Source organism: Streptomyces sp. NPDC047081, from assembly GCF_040643775.1.
Lineage (GTDB): Bacteria > Actinomycetota > Actinomycetes > Streptomycetales > Streptomycetaceae > Streptomyces.
This window is the reverse complement of the sequence record NZ_JBEYUY010000031.1, coordinates 83,390-103,786: the sequence shown is the minus strand read 5'-3', so window position 1 is coordinate 103,786 and position 20,397 is coordinate 83,390. Positions and strand designations below refer to the sequence as shown.

The window sequence follows — 20,397 nt, the reverse complement described above, 5'->3', positions numbered from 1 at the left end:
CCGGGTGGAGTTCTTCCATCCCCGGGCGAGCGATCAGGCTGGCGCGGGCGAACTGACTAGGAGTGCGGCAAGCAGGACAGACCCGATGGAGGAACTGCCGGTGCCGAGCGCAAGCGAAGACCACCGGCAGGCGCCATGACCGTCTCCAGGCACCGCCGTGCAGAGCCTCTTGCGGACTTCCGTCGCCCGCGAGGCAGGATGGGCAGTACTGGGATGTCCGTACGAGGATCCATCGATTGGGGCGGTCCAGCTGGCGGGGACTCGTCCACGGCCGGTATCTCCTGCTCACCAGACCGTATTGATGCCCCATGGGGGCTAGCAGTAACTTGTCGGCCTCCGCAACGGTCAGATGTGCCGCGTGTGCCGCCCGGGCAAGGCGTGGCTTGTCCATGTCCACCAGCAGCCAGGGCGAGAGGACGCCGGGAGTCTCGCCCGCTCCGTCCATCAACCCCAAACGGGCTGCGACTTGCTCCGGGGTCGTGCCGTTGTGACTGGCGAGGCGGAGGATGAAGCCAACAAGGGTTTCGTCTTCGAGCGGGTCGAGGCTGCGGGGCAGGGGACGCAGGGTCATGCCTCGGCCGCCGGAGGTGTGCCGCGGTCGTCGAGCACCGTGTTGCGCCCCTTCCGGGCCTTCGGGGTCTTCCGGGCTGCTTTCGCCTTCGGCTGTGGGGCAGTGTCCACGTCGGGGATCTCTCCGGCTTCGGCGTCGCGTACGCCGTCCTTGCCGGGGATATTGCCCAGGTTGATGGTGATCTCGTCGAGGAGGTCGATGGTCAGGTCCTCCAGGCCGCTTTCGATGGCCTTGGTCAGTCCGTCCTCGATCAGGCGCCTCAGGAGGCCGACGATGCCGTGGGTGCGGCGGTAGAGGTACTCGGGCATCTGGCCTTCGGACAGCGTGCCGGGGCCGGCGTTGAAGAGCCGGATCTGGTTCTCGATGCCGACGAGGTGGTCGATGAAGGCGCCGGTGCGTGCGTTGTTGCTGTAGTCGAAAGGGTCGAGGGTGACCAGGTCGAAGCGGCGCTCGGTCTGGGTGGACGCGTCGGGGTTGTAGCTCTTGCCCTTCTTCAGGGGTGCGTAGACCCACTGGTTGGTGCGGGGGTCGTGCCAGCCCTCCCTGAGCAGACCGGAGCGGGGGATGTTCACGCCGATGAGGACGAGCGTGACGTCCAGGTCCATCAGGCCGCGGATCAGGTCGAGGGTGTCCTGGTCGTCCTCTCGGTGCATCTTCAGGCGGGTGATGTCGTCGATGATCAGGACGGTGGTGGCGTGCGCCTTGATCGACTCGCGGACATTGCGGATCATGCCGCGCAGGTTTCTGCCGTAGGGGGCGCCGTAGTAGTCGAGAATCGCCTCGCACAGGCCGATCGGAGTGGCCTTCACCGGGGTCTGGCAGTAGGCGACCGGCGCGATCAGGTCCCGGGTGCCGGGCATCGGGTCGAAGTAGCACTCGGGGTACTGCTCGAATAGGGCGCGCCAAGTGTCCTCGAACTCGGCGGCGGTCCGGCAGGCGGTCTCCGTCTTACCCTGGTAGCCACCGCCGTTGATCATCAGCCCGTCCAGCGTGCTCGGGCCGATACGCATCGCGTTGTTCTGGATCCGCGAACGCATCAGCGTGGTGACCACCTCGCTCATCGGGGTGTCCAGCATCTGCATGTTGACGTGCGTGGCCGCGCGGTGCAGGTCGTACAGCGACTTCTTGCGTGTGCTCATCAGCGCGTACTCGGCCAGGGGGATCTTCTTGACCGGCACGAACAGATCCCGCGTGCGGCGGAACTCCTGCCAGCCCTCGTGGCGAGTCCGGTCCGGCCTCGGGCCGAAGCGCAGGAACGGCACGGGCGCGTTCGACGGCTCGGGGTGCAGGTTGCTCATTTCACGTTTCCTCCGTCGGCTGCCGACCGGGACTCGGTGGCGGCGGGGCCGCGTCGTCGGGGCCGTCATCGTCGTCGGCGATGACGAAGAGGTTGCGGCGACTGCGGCTCGATCCCAGCGGGGCGGGTGCCGACGGCGTCCGCGAGGATGTCACCGCCTCCCGCCGCCGACGCCGGTGGGCGTCCAGGCTGTCGGTAGCCTCCCGGGCCCGCTCCCGCCACAGCGGCTCCGTATCCGGGGCGCCGACGGCCGTCAGGCGCGGCGACTCGTCCGGCTTCGGCGGCTGTTGCGGCCGGTCCGCGGTGGCTGCCCGGGCCTGGGTGATCTCGCGCGCATGCTGCACCCGCTGGGACTTGGTCAGCTGGGACGGCCAGTTCTCGACCGGATCGACGGCCCCCAGCATCTCCAGGAGAATCGGGACGAGGTCACTGTCGGAACGCGGCTTGAGACCCGCTTCCCGTACGCGGGTGAGGAGTTCCTCGACCCTGGCGTCCCCGAAAGCCGGCATCTCGCCCTCCGGCGGCAGGCCCGTCCAGCGCAGTTCGTGCCACTTATGGGTGTCGGGGTCCTGGAAGTACACCACCCTCCGGTCGCGGGGTTCGCGGTGGATGACCCACTGCTTCTTGTAGCGCCCCCCGCGAGCGGAGTGCAGGTCGGGACGGTGCAGCAGCTCCGCGTCGTACCAGAGCCCCTTGACCTTCACGCCCCGCCGGTAGATCCGCTTCACATGGTGCTCGGGCAGGAAGCGGTAGTACGTCTCCGGGGACGGGATGTCCAGGTCGAAGCCCTCTTGGGCGAAGGAGGCGGCGAACAGGGTGTTGGGGCTGTGCTCACCACCGGGATCCCAGCTGGGTGCGAACTCGCCGAGACGACGGTTCTGCCAGACCTTCACGACCCAGGTTGCGATGAGGTGTTCCATCTCGGCCATGGTCAGCACCGCGTCGCCCTCCGGGTCGGCGCCGCGGTCGGCAACGTCGACTCCCGTGTATCCGACCAGCTTCTCGAACACCAGCGAACGGATACTGCCGAAGACGCGCTCCACCGCGCTCTTGTCCTGCGGGCGCAGCACACGCGCCGGCAGAATCCGGCAGCCCATCGCCTCCTGGACATCCACCAGGTGATGGTTGCGGTAGACCGAGCCGTGGTCGGAAGTGACGGTCTCGGGAGTGAAGAACGGCAGCCCGGCCACCTCGTACCCGGCGAACTCCGAAACCATCGCGGCCGGCAGCCCCGGATAGGGCCACTCCATGTCCTCGCCCCACTCCTCCCGCATGGGCAGCGGCAGCATGACGTCGCGCAGCACCATCGCGACGTCCACCGAGGAGTCCGACACCAGCGTCAGCCGGAACGCGCAGATGGAGTGGGTGTAGACGTCCAGCGCCAAGGTGAGGTGGACGGTGACCGGGTCACCAAAGACGTTCTCGCGGACCATCACCGGCAGGATGGTCGTGTCCAGCGCGACGACCTGGCCGGGGCGAGTCACGAGCACATGCCCGTTCTTGGTGGGCAGGTCGGCCGAACGCTCGTACTTCGGTCGCGCGCCGCCCGGCCCGAACCACTCCTTCCACACCCGCAGCAGTGTGTGATAGCTGGGGACCTCGATCTTCTCGCGCTCTTCCCCGCCCCCGCCCTTGTCCCTCTCTCCTTCGTCTTCCTTCTCGAAGGTCTCCCGCACATAGCGACGGATCATGTTCTCGCGGGTCCGCGCGCTCACCCGGGACCGGTGCTGCTGCGTCTCCGCGCGAACCGCGAAGATCGCCTCACGGACCTCCTCGCTGATACTCGGGTGCCCGCCGCTCGCCCGCAGCCACCGGTGATCGGCGCAGCCCACGATCCCGTACTTCCTGCGCCGACGCTCCCACCGCTCCAGCGTGCGCACCCCGACATGCGCGACTCCCAGGAGTAGCTTGGCCTCCTCGGGCCGCAGCGCCGACAGTTCGGTGGCCTTCGCCTCCCGCCGTTCGGTCAGCGTCGTACGGTCCGGGTTGTACTCGGGGCGTGGCTCCCCCGGCTCGGGCCGGAACGGATCACCGCTGCGGAATCCGCAGTTGACCTCCATCAGATGCGCGAAACGCTGTTCCATCAGCGGTCGCTTCTCCGGCTTCACATCACTCCACGAAGCCGCCTGCCGTCCACGGTTGGCGCCCTCCGCCGCTGTGCGCGACGATGACCGGCACCGCGGATGATTGACCAGAAATCGAAAGCTCACCCGCTGCCGCTCGCCGTCCGACCGCACCAGGTGGACCCGCCCCAGATGCGGTTCCTGCCGCTCGACCAGCCACTCCACCTCATCGAGCACGACGCCCGCGCCGGGCGAGAGGTCCAGTTCCGCCGCCCCCATCATGAGACGCCTTCTGCCAGCACCACTCGCGACCTGTCCGTCAGCGGCTGAGCAAGGTCGATGCCGAGCCTTCGGTGCCACAGCAGATGCAACAACTGGGCCCGTGCCACCGGCCAGTACATATGCGCGTCCGTCAACTCCCCGAACGTGACGCCCTCCTCGGCCTGAGCAAGCAGACCGGGCTGTACCCCGAGCACGTCACGCGTCGGACGACGCTTCCCGTAGAACGCACCAAGCGTGGACCGGACATACGGCCGCCACTCGGCCACGACCGTGTAGTGCCACCCGCAGACCAACGCCACCTCCTCCGTGGCCGCGAACGACTCCAGATCCTCGGGTTCGATCAGATCCCGGGGCCGCACGTCGATCAGCCAGGTCCCGGCCCGCGTGAGCGCGAAGAAGTCCGGCGTGTGGTTACGCCACTTCTCCGCTGTACGGAACCGGATACGCAACGGCTGCGACAGCACTTCCACCAGATCACCGGCAAAGTCCAGAGCCACCAGTAACTGGTCCTCTTCGAGGCTCTCGAACCCATGCAGCCGCCCCGTCGACACCAGCGACTCCAGACCGGGCCTGTGCCGCTGCTCCCGCCGCCAGGTGAACCCTCGCATCGGCCCGCGGCTCGCCACCGGAACCCGCCCCAGGTGCCTCACCGGCCCCGTGACCTCGTCCCCCGCGTACTTCCACGTAGCCGTCCACCGGTCCAACCAACCGTCGGACAGGTCCAGGCCGCCCCGCCCACGGTCTAGCGAGACCGGGACCATCAGATCCGTCCACGTACAGCGGTGGGACCACAAGGAGCCCCAGCTATCGCTCATGTCCCCAGGTAAGCCGCATGCTCCCCCTCGGAGGGGCGATCTTCGAAGTTGGCGACAACTTGCCTGCAAAGAGCACGGAACACGTCAAGAACGATGCGAATCTGCCGACAGATGTCGTGCTCAGAGCCTCAAGAAAGGCCAGGTCGGGATGGGAGGATGACGACACCTATCGTGCTCAATCTCAGGAGCAGTGAGCCTGAGCCCAAGTCGCCAAGGACCGGCGTTGTCAGTGGGCTCTGCCAGGGTGTGCGTCGTGGATGAAGTCGTGGATGAACTCGTGGAGCGTGTCGACGATCGAGATCGTGCGCTGGGGGAGGCGGTCAGCCGCCGGCAGGCCATCCGGGAGGGTTGGCTGCACCGGGTCGCCGTGACGGTGTGTCGTGATGAGCGTGGGCGGATCCTCGTCCACCGGCGGTCGGAGCAGTTGTCGCGCTTCCCCGGGCTCTATGAGGTCGTGGTCGGTGGCGCCGTGGATGTCGGGGAGTCCTATGAACAGGCCGCAGCGCGGGAGTTGGCTGAAGAGCTGGGCGCTCGTGTGCTGCCGCGCTTGCTGTTCACGTTCGTCAACCACAGCGGTCTGAGCCCTCATTGGCTTGGCGTGCACGAAGCCGTGGTGCCGGATGCCGTGGTCCCCGACCCGGATGAGATCGCCTGGCACGACTGGCTGACGGAACCGGAGCTGCGGTCCGCCCTCCTGGCGTGGCGCTTCACTCCCGACAGCCACGAAGCCTTCGACCGGTATCTCACGTTCAGGACCACGCGATCCTGACCCTGACCTCGCCTGCCTGCTCAGCGGTCCAGAAAATCTCTCAAGCACAGCATTGTCCGAGCCGCCTAGGATCGCCGCCATGGCACTGCGACCGGTGATGGTGAACATCAAGGCGCTCGACGCCCCGGCGGTCGGCCGGTTCTGGGCGGAGGCGCTCGGGTGGAGTGCGTACGGCTCCGGCGCGACCAGGTACGTCGGCCCCGCCGGCGGTCTGGTCTGGCCGGACCCGGTGGTCCTCGGTATCGACGTGGTCCCCGTCCCCGAACCCAAGACAACGACAAAGAACCGTACGCACCTCGACCTCGCCACCGCCTCCACCGCCCACCAGCGGGAGTTGGTCGCGCGCCTCCAGTCCCTCGGCGCCACGCCCGCCGACGTCGGCCAGGGCGAAGTGCCGTGGACCGTCCTCGCCGACCCCGAAGGCAACGAGTTCTGCGTGCTGGAGCCCCGGGAGATCTACCGGGACACCGGTCCGATCGCCGCGGTGGTCGTCAACTGCGTGGATCCGCGGGCCACGGCCCGATTCTGGGACGACGCACTCGACTGGACGCTGCTCGAAGTGACCGACGAGCACGCCCGGTTGCGCTCCGCGAGGCATACGGGCCCCTACCTCGAATTCCTCCGCACCCCCGACACAAAGGCAGTGCCGGACCGCGTCCACCTCGACCTCCTGCCGTACCCCGGCGACGACAAGGCGACGGAGGTGGCCCGCCTCCACTCCCTCGGCGCCACCGACCTCGACGTCGGCCAAGGCGACGTCCCGTGGACATGCCTGTCGGATCCGGAGGGCCACGAGTTCTGCGTCCTGGCGCCTCCGCAGGCTGGCGTCGCCCCGTGATCGTATGGCTCAACGGCACCCACGGCGCGGGCAAGTCGACGACCAGCCCCCTCGTGCAGCAACTGCTCCCGGACTCAAGGGTGTTCGACGCTGAGAAGGTCGGCGAGACGCTCATGGACATCAGACCGGGACTGCCGGGACCAGGAGCCGACAACTTCCAGCACTGGCCGCCATGGCGACAACTCGTCGTAGAAACAGCCCGCCGCGTACTCGAGTTCACCGGCGGCACGCTGGTCGTCCCCATGACCGTCCTGATCGAGCAGTACTGGCGCGAGATCAGCACAGGCCTCGCCCAACACGCCATCCCGATCCGCCACTTCGTCCTCCACGCCGACGACGCCACCCTCCGCGCCCGCATCGCATCCGACACGGTCATCGGCCCCAACTCCCCCTTCCGCCTCCAACACCTGGAGCCCTACACCGAGGCCTCCCGCACCTGGCTGCACACCGAGGCGGAGGTCATCGACACCACCCAACTCACGCCGATCGAGGCCGCGTTGCGGATCGCGGAGGCCGTCAAGAGCTGAGGGAGGTCAGCGGGAGGGACGAACCAGACGGAGCAGGGGAGCAGGGGAGCAGAGGAGCAGAGGAGCAGAGGAAGCCTGCGCCCGTACGACTCACCCCTCACCGAAACACCCCCACATTCCGCCCCACCCACTCCCCGAACCCCCGAGCCCCCCGCCCCAACACCCGCTCCACATCGGGACTCACCGCCCGCTCCTCCTCCGTCGGCGCCCCGAGCAGTGCCAGCGTGCCCTCCACCACCGGCAGGGGCATGAAGCGGGCCATCTGGGCATGGGCCTCCTCGCGGGTCTGCTCGACGAAGTCGACCCGCTCGCCCAGCGCCTCGGCCAGCGCCGCCGCCCGTTCCCGCGGTGTCGTCGGCGCAGGCCCCGTCAACGTGTACGTCGCTCCCCCGTGCCCCGGCTCCCTCAGCACCGCCGCTCCGACGGCCGCCACATCGTCGGGGTCGACGAAGGGCAGGCCGACGTCCCCGAAGGGCGCCGCGGCGGTGCGGTGGAGGCGGACCGGCTCGGCCCACGCGAAGGCGTTCGAATCCAGCCCGCCGGAACGCAGGACGGTCCACTCCAGGCCCGACCCCCGTACGGCCGCCTCGAACCCCACCGCCTGCCGGTAGACCCCCGGCCGCGTCCCCGCCCCCTGGCTGGACAGCAGCACCAACCGGCCGACCCCCGCCTCCTTCGCCACACCGACCAGCCCCTGCGGATCCTCCCCCGCGACCAGCAGAAACACGCCCCGCGCCCCCTTCAGCGCAGACCGCAGGGTCTCCGCGTCCCCGAGATCGGCGGCGACCGCCCGCACCCCCGCCGGCACATCGGCCTCCGTGACCCGACGGGCGACGGCCGTCACCTCCTCCCCCGCTTCCACGAGCAGTCGTATGAGCGTCCGGCCGACGTTCCCCGTGGCACCGGTGACTACGAACATGGTGATCCCCCAGCCATGAGCGACGATGAATTGACTGAGTTAGTCAGCTGACTAACTCGCCGCCGCTGACGCTAGCACAGTCCACCGCCTATAGTTAGTCAGGTGACTGACTCACAGAGTGCGAGTGCCAGTGCGAGGACGAGCGCGAGGACGAAGAGAGCCGGAGCCAAGCGGCGCAGCCTGATGGCCGCCGCCGCAGACGTCGTCCACCGCCAGGGCGTCGAGCGGACCACCATCGCCGACATCGCCCGCGCCGCCGACGTCCCGACCGGGAACGTCTACTACTACTTCAAGACGAAGGACGACCTGGTGGCGGCGGCCCTGGCCGAACACAGCGGCCAACTGGAGCGCATCACCGCCGAGTTGGACCGTCTCCCCGACCCCCGCGAACGCCTCAAGGCCCTCGTACGCGGCTGGGTCGACCAGCGTGAGCTCGCCGCCCGTTACGGCTGCCCCACCGGCACCCTCGCCGCCGAACTCGGCAAACGCACCCCCGACGGCGGCCTGGACGCGGAGGCCGGCAAGCTCCTGCGTACGCTCCTCGACTGGGTGGCAGCCCAGTTCCGCGAGCTGGCCCTGCCCGACCCGGACGGCCTCGCCCTGACCCTCGTCGGCGCCTACCAGGGCATGTCCCTCCTGGCCAACGCCCTGCGCGACCCGGACATCATGACCCGCGAGGGCAACCGCCTCACAGCCTGGCTCAACGCCCTTTGACGCCCCCGATCCCGCTACCTCCCGCTACCTTCCTCCGATCCACGCCTCCAGCACGCCGAAGTCCGCGTCCGTCAGCCCCTGCTCAGGGTCCACGCGATGCAACAGAGCCGCCGCCGGATGATGCGCCGCCGCCCACACCCGATCCGCGTCCGTGATCTCGTCGTCGACCCACACGAACTCCCGCCCGGCCGCCCACTCCACCAGCGGCCGCGTCTTCCAGTGCAGCGGCGCGGACAGTTCCTCCTCGTCCGGCCAGTCCACCAGCGGGAGTTGAGGCAGACCCAGCCAGGGCGCCAGGCACAGGTTCGCGTCGTCCAGCCAGGTCGTGGCCCACACCAGCTCGCAGCCCAGCGCGGTGAGCCGCGGCCCCAGCCCGGGGTCGACGCGGCTCAGCAGCGGATGCGCGTCAGCGGCCCGCGCCGACGTGAAGCGCGGCTCGTACGACGGGTACGGGCGCGCCGCCCCGAACGGGAGCAGCGTGCCGTCGACGTCAAGGAAGAGGAGCATCGGGCACCAGCATCAGCCCTCGAACCCCTGCTCCGCCAGGATCTTGTCGATCCGCGCGCGGTGCGCCTCCTGCCACTCGTCCAGCGACTCCGCCGCCTCCTTGGCCAGCTTGGCCCGTGCCGCGGCCAGTACCTCGTCACGACGACCGGCCGGTACGACGACCACGCCCTCCTCGTCCGCGACCACGATGTCGCCCGCCGCGACCCGTACGCCCCCGCACGTCACCGGCTCCCCCAGCGGCGCCACCGCCGCCTTGGCGCCCGGGATCGGGATGACGCCCCGGGCGAACACCGGGAAGCGCATCTCCCGTACCTCGGCGAGGTCGCGGATCAGGCCGTCCAGGACGAAGCCGGCCACGCCCCGCCGCTGGGCCACGGCGCACACGTTGCCGCCCGCCAGCGCCCAGTCCAGGTCGCCCGACTCCGCGACCACGACCGAGCCGGGCCCGGCGCGGTGGATGGCGGCGTGGAGCATCAGGTTGTCGCCGGGCGGGCAGCGGACCGTGAAGGCCGGCCCCGCCACCCGCTCCGCCGGTCCCCACAGCGGGCGGATGCCGATGTCCATGACCTGCTCGCGGCCGAGGAGGTCGGCGAGAGTGGTGGTGGGCACGGCCTGGAATTCACTGGCGTCAGTCATGAGCACGACGCTACCGTTCCGTCCCATGACTGCCGGGTCGGCCTTGTGCCGTGAGCGAGTTGGGTGCCCGGCCTCCGAGTGAGGCCGCGGCGGGCCAGAAGCCCGCCTCTTTCTCCGTACCGCGTTGACGCCCGAAACATCAACCACGGAGAAGAGAAGAAGAGACACGAATGCCCAACCCCTTCAATCAGCAGGTCATCGACGAGTTCCGCGCCAACCACGGGCGCGTGGGCGGCTACTTCGAGGGCGCCCGGCTGCTCCTCCTCACCACCACCGGCGCCCGCACCGGCACCCGGCACACCACCCCCGTCGGCTACTTCCCCGACGGCGGCGACCGCGTCCTGGTCATCGCCTCGGCGGGCGGCGCGGACAAGCACCCCGACTGGTACCGCAACCTCCTCGCCCACCCTCAAGTCACCGTCGAGAGCGGCACGTTCACGTACGAGGCGCTGGCCGTCGTCCTGGAGGGCGAGGAACGGGACCAGGCGTGGGCGCGCGCGGTCGAGACCGACGCCGGCTGGGCGTCGTACCAGAAGAAGACGGACCGCCTGATCCCCGTGGTCGCCCTCCACACGATCCCCACCCCCGGCCCCCCGAACATCAACGCCTCCTCACCCGGCGAGGCGATCAAGGTCGTCCACGACGTCTTCCGCCGCGAACTGGCCCTGATCCGCCGGGAAATGGCGACCGACGGCGGCACGAACCTAGGCGCCCAACTCCGCGTCAACTGCCTGACCTTCTGCCAGGGCCTGCACAACCACCACACGGGCGAGGACACGATCCTGTTCCCGCACATCGAGAACGACCACCCGACCACCGCCCCGGTCCTCGCCCGCCTCCGCGAGGAGCACGAACGGATCGCCGAACTCGTCACGTCCCTACGCCGAGCCGTGACCACCGACACGGCCGACCCCGCCGCCGCCCGCGCCGAGGTCGATCGGCTGACGCGCGACCTGGAGGCCCATCTCACCTACGAGGAAGAGCAGTTGATCCCTCTCCTCAACACCCCCTCGCCGCGCGCATAATGCACCCGTGACCTCAGACATGGTCCGCCCACGATGGCGGTCCACGCTTCCCACTGTGCTGGGCTTCGTCGCCGGCGGCGGACTCGGCCTCATCGGCTACGCAGTCGTGATGGATCGCCCGGTCGCCGCGATGTCGTGGGGCGGGCTGCTGTTCGGGGCGGTCGTGTGCGTGACGCTCAGCGCCCTGCTCGCGAGGCGACGCAACCCGTAACCCCCGCTCACTAGAACGGCAACGGCCGCCCGTGCACCACCTCCAGCCGCGAAACCGCCCGGGTCAGCACGACGTACAGCCGGTGCAGCCCCCGTACCTCCGCCTCCGCGATCGCCGCCGGCTCGACGGCGACGACATGGTCGTACTCGAGTCCTTTGACGAGAGTCGCAGGTACGAGGGTGACCCGGGCGCCCAGCTCGTCGGGCCCCGCGGCCACGATCCCGGCGGCACCGAGCGCCGCCCGCACCCCCTCCACGTCCCCATCGGCCGCCACAACCCCCACGGACCCTTCCCGCCCGAGCGCATCCCGCACGGCGTCGACCACCGCACCACACAAGCCCCCCACCCCCGCCTCCCGCACCCGCAACTCCCCGTCCCTGCGCAGTGATTGCCCGGCCGGTACGTCGACGTCGAGCCGCTCCAGCAGCCGGTTGGCGAGCGTCACGACGGCCTCCGGAACGCGGAAACCGGTGGTCAGCGGTACGACGGTGGCGTCGGGTTTGCCCAGGTGGCGGAGGGTGGTGTCCCAGGAGCGGGCGGCCCAGGGAGTGGTGCCCTGTGCCAGGTCGCCGAGGACGGTGAGCGAACCGAAGGGCGCCCGGCGGGCGATGGCCCGGCACTCCATCGGGGAGAGGTCCTGCGCCTCGTCGACGACGAGATGGCCGTACCCCTCGGGGTGTTCGACGAGCCCGGCGAGTTCGTCGAGGAGAACCAGATCGGCGGCCGACCAGCGAGCCGACTTCCACGACCGAGGCGGCCTGCTCCAGAGAAGCGCAGCCTGCTCGTCCGCATCGAGCAGCCCATCGGCGGCAACCTCCAACACCGCCCCGTCAGTGAGGAGTTGGGCAAGCACCTCCTCCGGCCGCACCCGCGGCCAAACGGCATCCACGTACTCCTTCACCGCCCGAGCCCGCGAAACCTTCTGCACCCATGCCGCCGACTGCGGCCCGGCCCGCCGCTCGGCCTGCAACTGCACGGCCCGCACGACCCGCATCCGCACCCGCTCCCGCCCGATGCCGTACAGCGGTTCCTCGGCACGCACGTCCTCGACGATCCGCACGAGCTCCCCGGCCGACACCCGCCACTGATACGAACCGTCGGCAACCGAAAGGGAGTTGCTCCAGTCGCTGTTCACACGCGCATACAGCGCCCGGCGCAGCACCTCAGCCATCCGCGCGTCGTGCTTCACGACGGCGGCCCGCTCACCGTCAACTCCCTTTCCCTTGACCGGATGCCGAGCGATCTCCTCTTCCAGCGTCGACTGCCGTACGCCGGTCTCCCCGAGGGCGGGAAGAACCTGCGAGATGTACGAGAGGAAGGTGCGGTTGGGACCGAGGATGAGCAGACCCCCGCGCCGGATACGCGCCGGGTGGGTGTACAGCAGGTAGGCGGCCCGATGCAGCCCGACCGCGGTCTTCCCGGTCCCCGGCGCGCCCTGCACGCACACCGACTGCGCGAGATCCCCTCGTACGAGATCGTCCTGCTCGGGCTGGATGGTCGCGGCGATGTCGCGCATGGGCCCGACCCGGGGCCGTTCGATCTCGCGGGCGACGATGTCACTGACCTGCGACTCTCCCCGCCCGAGGTGCTCGTCCTCCAACCCGGTGAGATCGGCGGAGTCACCGCGACTGCCGGCCGCCCACCCGAAACGCCGGCGCACGGCGACGCCCTGCGGGTCGAGGGCGCCGGCTTGGTAGAAGGCGCGGGAGACGGGGGCGCGCCAGTCGACGACGAGCGGAGGAGCGGCGGGCTGCTCGCTGATCCGCAGCCGCCCGATGTGATAGCTCTGCCCGCCGTGTTCGCCCGCGTCGCGGGTGAAGTCCAGACGGCCGAAGAACAACGGCCCTTCCGGCAGCTCCCGCATCTCCTTCGCCTTGCTGCGCAGCTGATAACCGAGCACTTCGGCGTCGGCGCCGGAGGCGGAGACGTCCTCGCCGGTGAAGACGTGTTCCTGAGCACCGTCGACCATGGCGGCGAGTGCGGTACGGCAACGGTCGTGGTGGGCGCGTTCGCGGTGAAGGGAGGCCTTTAGGTTCGGGGTCGGGTTCGGGTTCAGGGCAGGCTCGACCGACGTCATGGGGAAGAGGGTACCGGAAACGCGTAACCGGGTTAAATAATTTACTGAGTCTCACGCAAGGTGAGGCAGCGCCAGCGCCAACCGCCCGAAGGCCCGCTCGGCGGCGGCCACGGCATCCGCCCGCACGTCGGCCACCCGCTCCCCTGCGGCGATCCGCCGCCAGTTGTCCATCGCGAGGATCCGTCGTACGGCGATGATCTGCCCGGCGGCGAGCCGCGCGTCGAGATCACCACCGAGCGCGTCGGCGAGCGCGGCCTCGGAACGTTCGAGGAAGGTGGCGGCGCGGGCGACGAGGGAGGGGGTGCCGTAGAGGAGGCGGTGAAAGGCGAGGACATCCGGATGGTCGTTGAGCCCGGTGACGGGATCGCGGCGCTCCAGCCCGTCGAGGAAGTGTCGGCGCAGCGCGGCGAGCGGGGACGGCCCCTCGGCCACGATCCTCGCCGCTTCCGTCTCGTGATCGGCGATCCGGTGGAGGACGAGGTCCTCCTTGGCCGGGAAGTACCGGAAGAGGGTGGGCTTGGAGATCTCGGCCGCGGCGGCGATCTCGGCGACGGAGACGGCGTCGAAGCCCTTCTCCAGGAACAGCCGGACGGCGATGTCGGAGACGTCCTGATACATCCGCTGCCGCTTGCGCTCCCGCAGCCCGGTCCCGCCCACGCCTGTGTCACCCATACGGCGAGCGTAACCACTCCCGCTGCCACTCCCGCTTGACCTCAACTCTGCTTGAGGTCGAAGACTGCAGGCACGTATCCACGATTGCTGGGGGAATGCCATGCGTGCAGCACAGGTGACGGAGTTCGGCGGACCGGAGGTCCTGGTCCCGGTGGAGCTCCCGGACCCGGTGCCGGGGCGGGGAGAAGTGCTGATCGAGGTCGCGTACGCCGACACGATCTTCGTCGAGACACAGGTGCGGTCGGGGCAGTGGCGGGACCACTTCCCGGTCGTGCCTCCGTACGTCCCCGGGGGCGGTGTCTCCGGGACGGTCGCCGCGGTCGGTCCCGAGGTCCCGGAGTCGTGGCTCGGGCGCCGGGTGACGTCCTTCGTGCAGGGCAGCTATGCGTCCCGTGCCGTGGCAGCGGTGTCGGCGCTGACGCCCGTACCGGGGGGACTGGATCTGCTGACGGCGGCGGCGCTGGTGCATGACGGGGTGACGGCGGCGGGGCTGATCGAACTGACGGGAGTGTCGGCCGACGACCGGGTGCTGATCCTCGGCGCGTCCGGGGGCATGGGCACGCTACTGGTCCAATTGGCCCGGTCGCGGGGAGCTCGGGTGGTGGGGGCCGCGCGGGGGTCGGAAAAGGTGGCGCTGGTACGGGAGTTGGGGGCGTCGGTGGCGGTGGATGTCACGGACGCGGACTGGGCATCGCAGGCCCGGGAGGCTCTTGGGGGTGCGGCGGATGTGGTTCTGGACGGGGTTGGCGGCCAATTGGGCGGGGAGGCCTTCGGTCTGACTGCGGATGGGGGGCGATTTTCGGCGCATGGGGCGGCGGCCGGGGGCTTCGCCGTGGTGGACGGCTCGGTGGCGGCCGAGCGTGGGATCAAGATGTTCGGGATCGGGGATGTGCAGTTCGGGCCGGCGGAACTCGGGCGGCTGACCTCGTATGCGCTTGGGGAGGCGGCTGCGGGACGGTTGCGGACGGTGGTGGGGGAGGTGTTTCCACTGGAGCGGGCGGGGGAGGCACATGCGGCTGTCGAGGGGCGGGGATTGGTGGGGAAGGTGCTGCTGAAGGCCTGACCGCCGCTCTCAGGCCGCTGGGCCTCGATGCCAGGGTGGTATGTCGGCCAGGGACCACAGGTCGTCGAAGTGCTTGTTCCAAGTGGCTACTGCGGTCCTGGAGTCGTCGTCATCCTTGCGGGACCAGACGTTGAGGTCGGTGCGGTAGCCCTTGGGGTCGTAGTACTCGGGTTCGGTGCTGAAACCCATGGTGCGGGCGACCACGTCGTAGAGGCCGTGCAGGACGAGTTCCCGGTTGAAGATGCAGATCTTGTCGCGCGGTATGCCGGGATAGAAGCGGTACTCGCAGTCGGCGGTCACCCGGCCGAGCATGGTAAGGCGCTCGGCGATCGCCGACAGGGCGCGGTCGTACTCCTGACACTTGAGCTCCAGGCGCTTGCGGAACTCGGCGTCGTCCTCGGGTTTGCCGTTCTCGCCCACCTTGGACGGGACGATCATGGGCTGCCGGAAGTCGGGGACCAGGAACCTTATGGTGACTTTCCTGGTCGGACCCGGGTCGTCGAAGAAGCCCTCCAGGCGGTGGTGGAGCGCGTGGTACAACGTTTCTCCTGTGTACCCGAGGAAGCTGATCTCCACGTTCCGGGCCTCGAAGGCCTCGGTGACGAAGCTGCCGAGATCGCGTGACTTCACCTGGGTACGCGACGGGGTCCGGAGAGAGGCGGCCACGTCCTTGAGGGTGTCGTACAGCACGTAGGCCACGAGGCTGAGCAGCGCGCTGCCGAGGAAGGCCTTGCCCTCCAGGGCGTCGCCCACCGGCTTCACGAACTGCGCGGCCATACCCATGACGAAGATGCCGAGCAGCAATAGGCGTGTGGCGAGGGATTCGTAGCGCTCCTGTAGGCGCTTGAGCCGCTCGCCTATGCCTTCCTCAGGAGACCTTGTCCCAACTCCGGGCATGCGCAGTACCCTCCCCCGACGAACCTCCATGGTCTCCATGGGGCAGGGCGCGGGCAAGATAAGGGTTCGCGGTGGATCTGAAGGGCAGGCCCAGGTTCGCGGTGGCCTCCGTCAACGTCATGGCGTACCTCTCCACTGCCCGGCGGACGTTGGGCGCTTCAAGGCTGTCGCCGGTCACCATGCGGTCGAGGTCCACATAGGCGGAGCGAACGATCTCGATCCAGCGGTACACCCGCCAGTCCTGCTGCCAGCCGTCCGTACAGTCCTCCGGCAGGAGAGCGGCCCAACGGTTGAACAAGCGCCCGCGGATGTCCGGCAGGGTCGGGGTCAGGTGCATATGGCGGACGAGGTCGTAGAGCGGGTCGCCCACCATCGCCATCTCCCAGTCGATGAGGGTCAGCCCGCTGCCGTCCTCACGGCGCACCATGTTCCACGGGTTGAGGTCTCCGTGCAGCAGGACGGGCCGGCGCGGTGTCAGCAGGTGCCGCTTGAGGATCTCACCGAGCCGGACCGCGCTGGGCAGGCCCAGTTCACGGGCCACGTCGGCTGTCTGCTTGGGCAGCCCGTCGACCATCCGGATCAGCTCGTCACGCAGGTGCCCGCAGAAGTCCGGATACGTCACGGCCGGGTCCAGCTTCTCCCGATTGACGAAAGTCAAGGCACAGAGCTGGTTGACGAGATCGTCCGCCTCATGCGGCAGCAGGCCGTCGGTCGGGTGGTCCGGGTGCCGGATCTGCCCTTTGGGGCCCTCGTAGGAGTGAATGGTGAACTGGTCCCCGAGCTCACTGGTGCCCAGCGCCAGCACCTTTGGGGCACGCACTATGACGCCTGATGCCTCGATCGCTCTGAGCACCACGTGCTCATTGAGGAACCGCCGCTCCAGAGGGCTGGCCGAGCCCACCTTTCGCCGCACCATGACCGGATCCGGATAGCCGCTCACCATCACGGCCGTGCTGAGGTGCATCGTCCCCTTGAACACTCGGTCCGCCGAGGCCGCACCCTCCTCGAAAAGAGCCTCCTGCACTGCAGAAGGGGGGAACAGAGGATGCTCCGGCACTCTCTCGTCGCGCAGCCACGCGATCGATGACACGGTCCGCTCGCGGCTGTGGCGCTTGCCGTGGGACACGTTCCAGCGGAAGAGAATGCGCTCGATCGCCTTCTCGTCCGGCACGCTCTTGAGCCGCAGAGGCTCCTCGGCCGCGCGCAGCGCCCGGTGCACCGTGCGGGTCGCGGCGTCCAGGTCCCGCTGATCGAAGGAGTCTCCGAGTGAGGTCGCGGCCCGCATCACGTCCGGATAGACGGACTGGGCATGTTCGAAAGCCACGTAATGCTTCAGGTCCCGGTCAAGGCCGTTGACCGCTTTGAGGCGCCGCCTTCCCATGCTGTCACGCCACGCTTCTACCACCTCCCCCCACTGGTAGTCGGGATACTCCATCCGCACCAGATGGGTGGCCAGATCGTGGAGCGGGTCGCCGTAACTCGCGAGCTCCCAGTCGACGCAGATCAGCGGTGGATCGCCGTTGTACGACACGACCACGTTGTCACGGTGCAGATCCGTGTGGAGCAGACTGAACGGACGGCTGATCATCGACGGCACGCGCTCGGCGAACCGCACCATCGCGTCCTCAGGAATGCCCAGCATGGCGAACAGGCCACCGAATCGCGCCCAGTTGGGCTGTCTGATCTGCTCCTCCGCCGCATGGGCGAGGGTGCGAAGGAATGCGCGACTGTCACGGCTGGAGCGGGGCCAGGACTGTGGCAGCGGTGGCAGATCCTTTCTGCCAACCTGCGTCATGTCGCCGAGCAGCCCGGCCAGAGCGTAGATCAAGTACGAGTCCACCGGCTTGCCGTTGGGGCAGATGGTGGACAGCGGTACGCCCTGCACATGGCTCAGGATCGACACATGCCCGCTCTGGACGAAGCATTGCGGGACCTGCGGTAGAAACCGTCGGACAGCGCCGAGAATCTCAGCCTCGTCCGGCCAGGTTCTGATGACGACGGGCAGCGCGGAGCGAATCCGCTCACGCACCGTGACCGCTTCCCCGGCCGCACAGCCGATGAGTCGCCGCTGTTCCTCCGCCAGCGGCCGAACCATGTAGTTGAAATTGTGATGCCCCCGGCCGAACTCCCCTATGGACCTGGCTTGGCGCACCAGTTGTTCGTAGACGCTATTGGTTTGGTGCCCCTCGACAGGGTTACGGCGAAGATGTCCGCCCACTGGCCGCTCCCGGTGTCACGCGAACGCGAGACCTATGCCTCCCATGGGAGCACAACAGCGCGCCGTAGAGGGGCAGTTACCCTGAAACCAGCTAACCGCCGACTGGGCGTTCCCGGCGCCAACGCGCAAGCGCCGCCCTGATCTTCTCGCTGCTCGGCACCGAGAGACCCAATGGCTCGGTGGCCGCAGTCAGGACCTGGTGGAGTTTCCGACCGGCCTGGTCGAGGCGGGTCGCGACATCCGGTCCAGCGCCGAGTGACAGCGCTTCACGGATCACATCAGTGAAGACGGACTGCGCTCTCTTGTAGTCCAAGAGCCGTGGAAGATCGTGCTCCAGCCCTTCGGAGCTGCGGGGCCTGATGCCGTCGACAGCCTCGGCCCACAGCTTCTCCATCCACTTGCGCTGCTCCTCCGGGTACTGCATCAGATACAGGTGGGTGGCCAGGTCGTACAACGGGTCACCCACCATTGCCAGCTCCCAGTCGATCGTCCAGAGCTGCTGCTGAGGATCGATGATGAAGTTCTCGCGGTGCAGATCTGCATGGAGGAGGCAAAAGGGGCGTTCCTCCAGATGAGCCGTATGCTCCCGGAGTCGCGTGAATGACTTCTCGCTCAAACCCAGGTCGGCGAATAGACCGCCAAAATCCTCAAGATTCTCTTCGTAGACTCTCCGCTGAGTGAAATGAATCAGGCGCTCAAGAAATCCGTTCGTGTCACCGTCGGCCGGCCGGTCCTCTTTCTCGCATCTCCGCTCAATTGTGAGTGTTTCAGGAGCAACTTGAGCAAGCTGCTCGAACAAGACGATGATCTGATCAAGGATAGGCTCCGGAAGCGCCTCACCGAAGGCGTAGAGCGAACCGAGTGTCTGCCCCTCAATGAACCTCTGCAACCCGGTGGAGTCGACGTCAAAAACGTCCGGAATGTGCTCGATGCGTCCTGCCAGGGCCTTCAGCAACTGCTCCTCGGAAACGAAGCAGCGGCGGTCGAACCAGAGGAGATTGCCGCGTGGCTCCCGACACTTCCAGCGCCCACCATCGGCCGACGTCCCCAGGGGAAGCGGAATCACATAGGTCTCGTGGTGGTAGCCGAGGAGTGGGCCCTCGATCTCTTGGGAGCCCCCACTCACTTCGACGGCACGCACCCGAGCCCCGGAAGTCGATTCGAATGGCATTGCCCGTTTTTCTTTCGCGTCGGATCCCGTCGGAAGGTACGGAAGGGGCAGCAGGCTACTCCTCGCCAGCCAGCATCGTGCCAGAAGTGCACTACAAGCCCGTTACGCGTCGACTCCAGTCGCGCCACGACGCCGAATGTCCGCGCGCTTGTGCTATGACTTGGCCTCATGTGACCGAAATGAGCAACGGGTTGGGCGATGACCTGCGAAGCTGGCCGTCCGACTGGTTCTGGTCCACACTGACCGGGTGACCGGGAGGAGACGGAGACCCAATGGGTGACGCACGCGACGAGCAAGAAGCTCTCCAGCGGCTGCTCAGCGACGTCCATGCGGTGCTTCTCGACTTCGACGGCCCCGTCACGGATCTCTTCAAGGGCATCTCGACCAAGCCCATCGCCGACGAGATCAAGGAAGCCGTACACACCATCTGGGGCCCCCTCGACAAGGACGTCAAGCGTTCCACGGACTCGCACGGCATCCTCCAGGACATCAGGAACATGTTCGACCGCCCGAGCTCAACACCACGCGGTCGTGAGGCGCTTGAGCAAGCGGAAGCCATCGTCACCGATCACGAGTCCATCGCCGCGCGATCAGCCAAGCCGGCGCCAGGCATCGTCACACTCGTGAACACACTGCACGAAGTTGGCAAGCGGCTTGTGATCGTGAGCAACAACGCGGAAGGGCCTGTGACGTGGTTTCTCCAATCCAACGGGCTCCAGCCGCAGTTCGAAGCCGTCATGGGGCGTGACCCCAAGGAACTGCGCCACATGAAGCCCAACCCCGACTGTGTGAACCGTGCCGTCAAGTACCTCGGGCTGGCGCCAGGAGAATGTCTGCTGATCGGAGACCAACTCACCGATCTGGAGGCGTCCAACGAGGCGGGAACACGGTTCCTCGGCTACACCCCGTCAAGAAGGCGCCCGGCGTGGATGTGGCGTCTTGGCTCAAGACGGCGCGCGGCGAAGATGCGGCGTCTCGGCGCTGACTGGGTGGTGTCGTCCCACGAGCCTGTCATCAGGGCCGCCAAGGCTCTCGTGAAGCCCTAACTGACCTTCTGGTGCGGTCGAGTTGACCGAGGCATCATGGTTGCCTCGGAGATCGACAGGCATCGCTGCCGCCTCAGCA

Annotated in this window: 19 protein-coding genes and 1 pseudogene; 8 read left to right on the top strand and 12 right to left on the bottom strand. The window is 68.2% G+C overall.

All coding sequences use genetic code 11. The features are described 5' to 3' along the window. Positions 1-148: 148 nt before the first annotated feature. The 4 genes and pseudogenes from ABZ848_RS40570 to ABZ848_RS40555 all read right to left on the bottom strand — a co-directional run. Positions 149-571 (bottom strand): annotated as a pseudogene (locus ABZ848_RS40570) (TniQ family protein); the annotation flags it as partial. Further along, positions 568-1,869 carry an ATP-binding protein gene (locus ABZ848_RS40565; RefSeq protein ID WP_360840184.1) on the bottom strand — a complete coding sequence of 434 codons (1,302 nt, stop codon included), beginning with the start codon at positions 1,867-1,869 and terminating at the stop codon, positions 568-570. The gene ABZ848_RS40565 and the pseudogene ABZ848_RS40570, both read right to left, overlap by 4 nt. Position 1,870: 1 nt before the next feature. Then, on the bottom strand, positions 1,871-4,213 hold the full coding sequence (locus ABZ848_RS40560) for a transposase (protein ID WP_360840182.1): 2,343 nt from the start codon (positions 4,211-4,213) through the stop codon (positions 1,871-1,873). After that, positions 4,210-4,974, bottom strand: coding sequence for a TnsA-like heteromeric transposase endonuclease subunit (locus ABZ848_RS40555; protein ID WP_360840209.1), 765 nt, complete (start codon positions 4,972-4,974; stop codon positions 4,210-4,212). The genes ABZ848_RS40560 and ABZ848_RS40555 overlap by 4 nt, the downstream gene beginning before the upstream one ends. Before the next feature lie 307 nt (positions 4,975-5,281). On the opposite strand from ABZ848_RS40555, the gene ABZ848_RS40550 reads away from it, so the two are divergent. The 3 genes from ABZ848_RS40550 (at position 5,282) to ABZ848_RS40540 (ending at position 7,162) form a co-directional block, all read left to right on the top strand. Next, positions 5,282-5,797, top strand: coding sequence for an NUDIX domain-containing protein (locus ABZ848_RS40550; RefSeq protein ID WP_360840181.1), 516 nt, complete (start codon positions 5,282-5,284; stop codon positions 5,795-5,797). Positions 5,798-5,876: 79 nt separating this feature from the next. Beyond that, complete coding sequence (locus ABZ848_RS40545; protein ID WP_360840179.1) at positions 5,877-6,635, top strand: VOC family protein; 759 nt, start codon at positions 5,877-5,879, stop codon at positions 6,633-6,635. After that, entirely contained in the window at positions 6,632-7,162 is a 531-nt protein-coding gene (locus ABZ848_RS40540; protein ID WP_360840177.1) for an AAA family ATPase, read from the top strand. The genes ABZ848_RS40545 and ABZ848_RS40540 overlap by 4 nt, the downstream gene beginning before the upstream one ends. A gap of 97 nt (positions 7,163-7,259) precedes the next feature. On the opposite strand, the gene ABZ848_RS40535 is transcribed toward ABZ848_RS40540, so the two are convergent. Continuing rightward, positions 7,260-8,081, bottom strand: coding sequence for an NAD(P)H-binding protein (locus ABZ848_RS40535; RefSeq protein WP_360840175.1), 822 nt, complete (start codon positions 8,079-8,081; stop codon positions 7,260-7,262). A gap of 183 nt (positions 8,082-8,264) precedes the next feature. Here ABZ848_RS40535 and ABZ848_RS40530 point away from each other — a divergent pair, with 183 nt between their 5' ends. Then, the gene (locus tag ABZ848_RS40530) at positions 8,265-8,795 is read left to right on the top strand and encodes a TetR/AcrR family transcriptional regulator (RefSeq protein WP_360840207.1); all 531 of its coding nucleotides are present in this window, start codon (positions 8,265-8,267) and stop codon (positions 8,793-8,795) included. Positions 8,796-8,819: 24 nt separating this feature from the next. Here the strand turns inward: ABZ848_RS40530 and ABZ848_RS40525 are convergent, their stop codons facing one another. Further along, positions 8,820-9,302, bottom strand: a complete 483-nt coding sequence (locus ABZ848_RS40525) for an HAD domain-containing protein (protein WP_360840173.1) — start codon at positions 9,300-9,302, stop codon at positions 8,820-8,822. Between the two features lie 12 nt (positions 9,303-9,314). Continuing rightward, positions 9,315-9,938, bottom strand: coding sequence for an RraA family protein (locus tag ABZ848_RS40520; RefSeq protein WP_360840171.1), 624 nt, complete (start codon positions 9,936-9,938; stop codon positions 9,315-9,317). Positions 9,939-10,108: 170 nt separating this feature from the next. On the opposite strand from ABZ848_RS40520, the gene ABZ848_RS40515 reads away from it, so the two are divergent. Continuing rightward, on the top strand, positions 10,109-10,963 hold the full coding sequence (locus ABZ848_RS40515; RefSeq protein WP_360840169.1) for a nitroreductase/quinone reductase family protein: 855 nt from the start codon (positions 10,109-10,111) through the stop codon (positions 10,961-10,963). A 7-nt stretch (positions 10,964-10,970) separates the two neighbouring features. After that, a complete protein-coding gene (locus ABZ848_RS40510) occupies positions 10,971-11,174 on the top strand; it encodes a hypothetical protein (protein ID WP_360840167.1) in 204 nt (67 codons plus the stop codon). 10 nt (positions 11,175-11,184) lie between these two features. Here the strand turns inward: ABZ848_RS40510 and ABZ848_RS40505 are convergent, their stop codons facing one another. After that, positions 11,185-13,251 carry an AAA family ATPase gene (locus ABZ848_RS40505; RefSeq protein WP_360840165.1) on the bottom strand — a complete coding sequence of 689 codons (2,067 nt, stop codon included), beginning with the start codon at positions 13,249-13,251 and terminating at the stop codon, positions 11,185-11,187. A gap of 51 nt (positions 13,252-13,302) precedes the next feature. Then, a complete protein-coding gene (locus tag ABZ848_RS40500; protein WP_360840206.1) occupies positions 13,303-13,908 on the bottom strand; it encodes a TetR family transcriptional regulator in 606 nt (201 codons plus the stop codon). 115 nt (positions 13,909-14,023) lie between these two features. On the opposite strand from ABZ848_RS40500, the gene ABZ848_RS40495 reads away from it, so the two are divergent. Further along, entirely contained in the window at positions 14,024-14,986 is a 963-nt protein-coding gene (locus ABZ848_RS40495) for a zinc-binding dehydrogenase (RefSeq protein ID WP_360840163.1), read from the top strand. Between the two features lie 9 nt (positions 14,987-14,995). Here the strand turns inward: ABZ848_RS40495 and ABZ848_RS40490 are convergent, their stop codons facing one another. The 3 genes from ABZ848_RS40490 to ABZ848_RS40480 form a co-directional block, all read right to left on the bottom strand. After that, complete coding sequence (locus ABZ848_RS40490) at positions 14,996-15,883, bottom strand: hypothetical protein (protein ID WP_360840162.1); 888 nt, start codon at positions 15,881-15,883, stop codon at positions 14,996-14,998. Next, positions 15,855-17,978, bottom strand: a complete 2,124-nt coding sequence (locus ABZ848_RS40485) for an aminoglycoside phosphotransferase family protein (RefSeq protein ID WP_360840204.1) — start codon at positions 17,976-17,978, stop codon at positions 15,855-15,857. The genes ABZ848_RS40490 and ABZ848_RS40485 overlap by 29 nt, the downstream gene beginning before the upstream one ends. Positions 17,979-18,192: 214 nt before the next feature. Next, complete coding sequence (locus ABZ848_RS40480) at positions 18,193-19,272, bottom strand: phosphotransferase (protein ID WP_360840160.1); 1,080 nt, start codon at positions 19,270-19,272, stop codon at positions 18,193-18,195. 272 nt (positions 19,273-19,544) lie between these two features. Here ABZ848_RS40480 and ABZ848_RS40475 point away from each other — a divergent pair, with 272 nt between their 5' ends. Continuing rightward, the gene (locus ABZ848_RS40475; protein ID WP_360840158.1) at positions 19,545-20,318 is read left to right on the top strand and encodes an HAD family phosphatase; all 774 of its coding nucleotides are present in this window, start codon (positions 19,545-19,547) and stop codon (positions 20,316-20,318) included. The last annotated feature ends 79 nt before the right edge of the window (positions 20,319-20,397 follow it).

Coding starts and splice junctions, on each gene's coding strand:
- ABZ848_RS40565 (WP_360840184.1), bottom strand. CDS start 1,869: ATGAGCAACCTGCACCCCGAGCCGTCGAACGCGCCCGTGCCGTTCCTG.
- ABZ848_RS40560 (WP_360840182.1), bottom strand. CDS start 4,213: ATGATGGGGGCGGCGGAACTGGACCTCTCGCCCGGCGCGGGCGTCGTG.
- ABZ848_RS40555 (WP_360840209.1), bottom strand. CDS start 4,974: ATGGTCCCGGTCTCGCTAGACCGTGGGCGGGGCGGCCTGGACCTGTCC.
- ABZ848_RS40545 (WP_360840179.1), top strand. CDS start 5,877: ATGGCACTGCGACCGGTGATGGTGAACATCAAGGCGCTCGACGCCCCG.
- ABZ848_RS40535 (WP_360840175.1), bottom strand. CDS start 8,081: ATGTTCGTAGTCACCGGTGCCACGGGGAACGTCGGCCGGACGCTCATA.
- ABZ848_RS40530 (WP_360840207.1), top strand. CDS start 8,265: ATGGCCGCCGCCGCAGACGTCGTCCACCGCCAGGGCGTCGAGCGGACC.
- ABZ848_RS40525 (WP_360840173.1), bottom strand. CDS start 9,302: ATGCTCCTCTTCCTTGACGTCGACGGCACGCTGCTCCCGTTCGGGGCG.
- ABZ848_RS40520 (WP_360840171.1), bottom strand. CDS start 9,938: ATGACTGACGCCAGTGAATTCCAGGCCGTGCCCACCACCACTCTCGCC.
- ABZ848_RS40515 (WP_360840169.1), top strand. CDS start 10,109: ATGCCCAACCCCTTCAATCAGCAGGTCATCGACGAGTTCCGCGCCAAC.
- ABZ848_RS40505 (WP_360840165.1), bottom strand. CDS start 13,251: ATGACGTCGGTCGAGCCTGCCCTGAACCCGAACCCGACCCCGAACCTA.
- ABZ848_RS40495 (WP_360840163.1), top strand. CDS start 14,024: ATGCGTGCAGCACAGGTGACGGAGTTCGGCGGACCGGAGGTCCTGGTC.
- ABZ848_RS40490 (WP_360840162.1), bottom strand. CDS start 15,883: ATGCCCGGAGTTGGGACAAGGTCTCCTGAGGAAGGCATAGGCGAGCGG.
- ABZ848_RS40485 (WP_360840204.1), bottom strand. CDS start 17,978: ATGGTTCGGCCGCTGGCGGAGGAACAGCGGCGACTCATCGGCTGTGCG.
- ABZ848_RS40480 (WP_360840160.1), bottom strand. CDS start 19,272: ATGCCATTCGAATCGACTTCCGGGGCTCGGGTGCGTGCCGTCGAAGTG.
- ABZ848_RS40475 (WP_360840158.1), top strand. CDS start 19,545: ATGGGTGACGCACGCGACGAGCAAGAAGCTCTCCAGCGGCTGCTCAGC.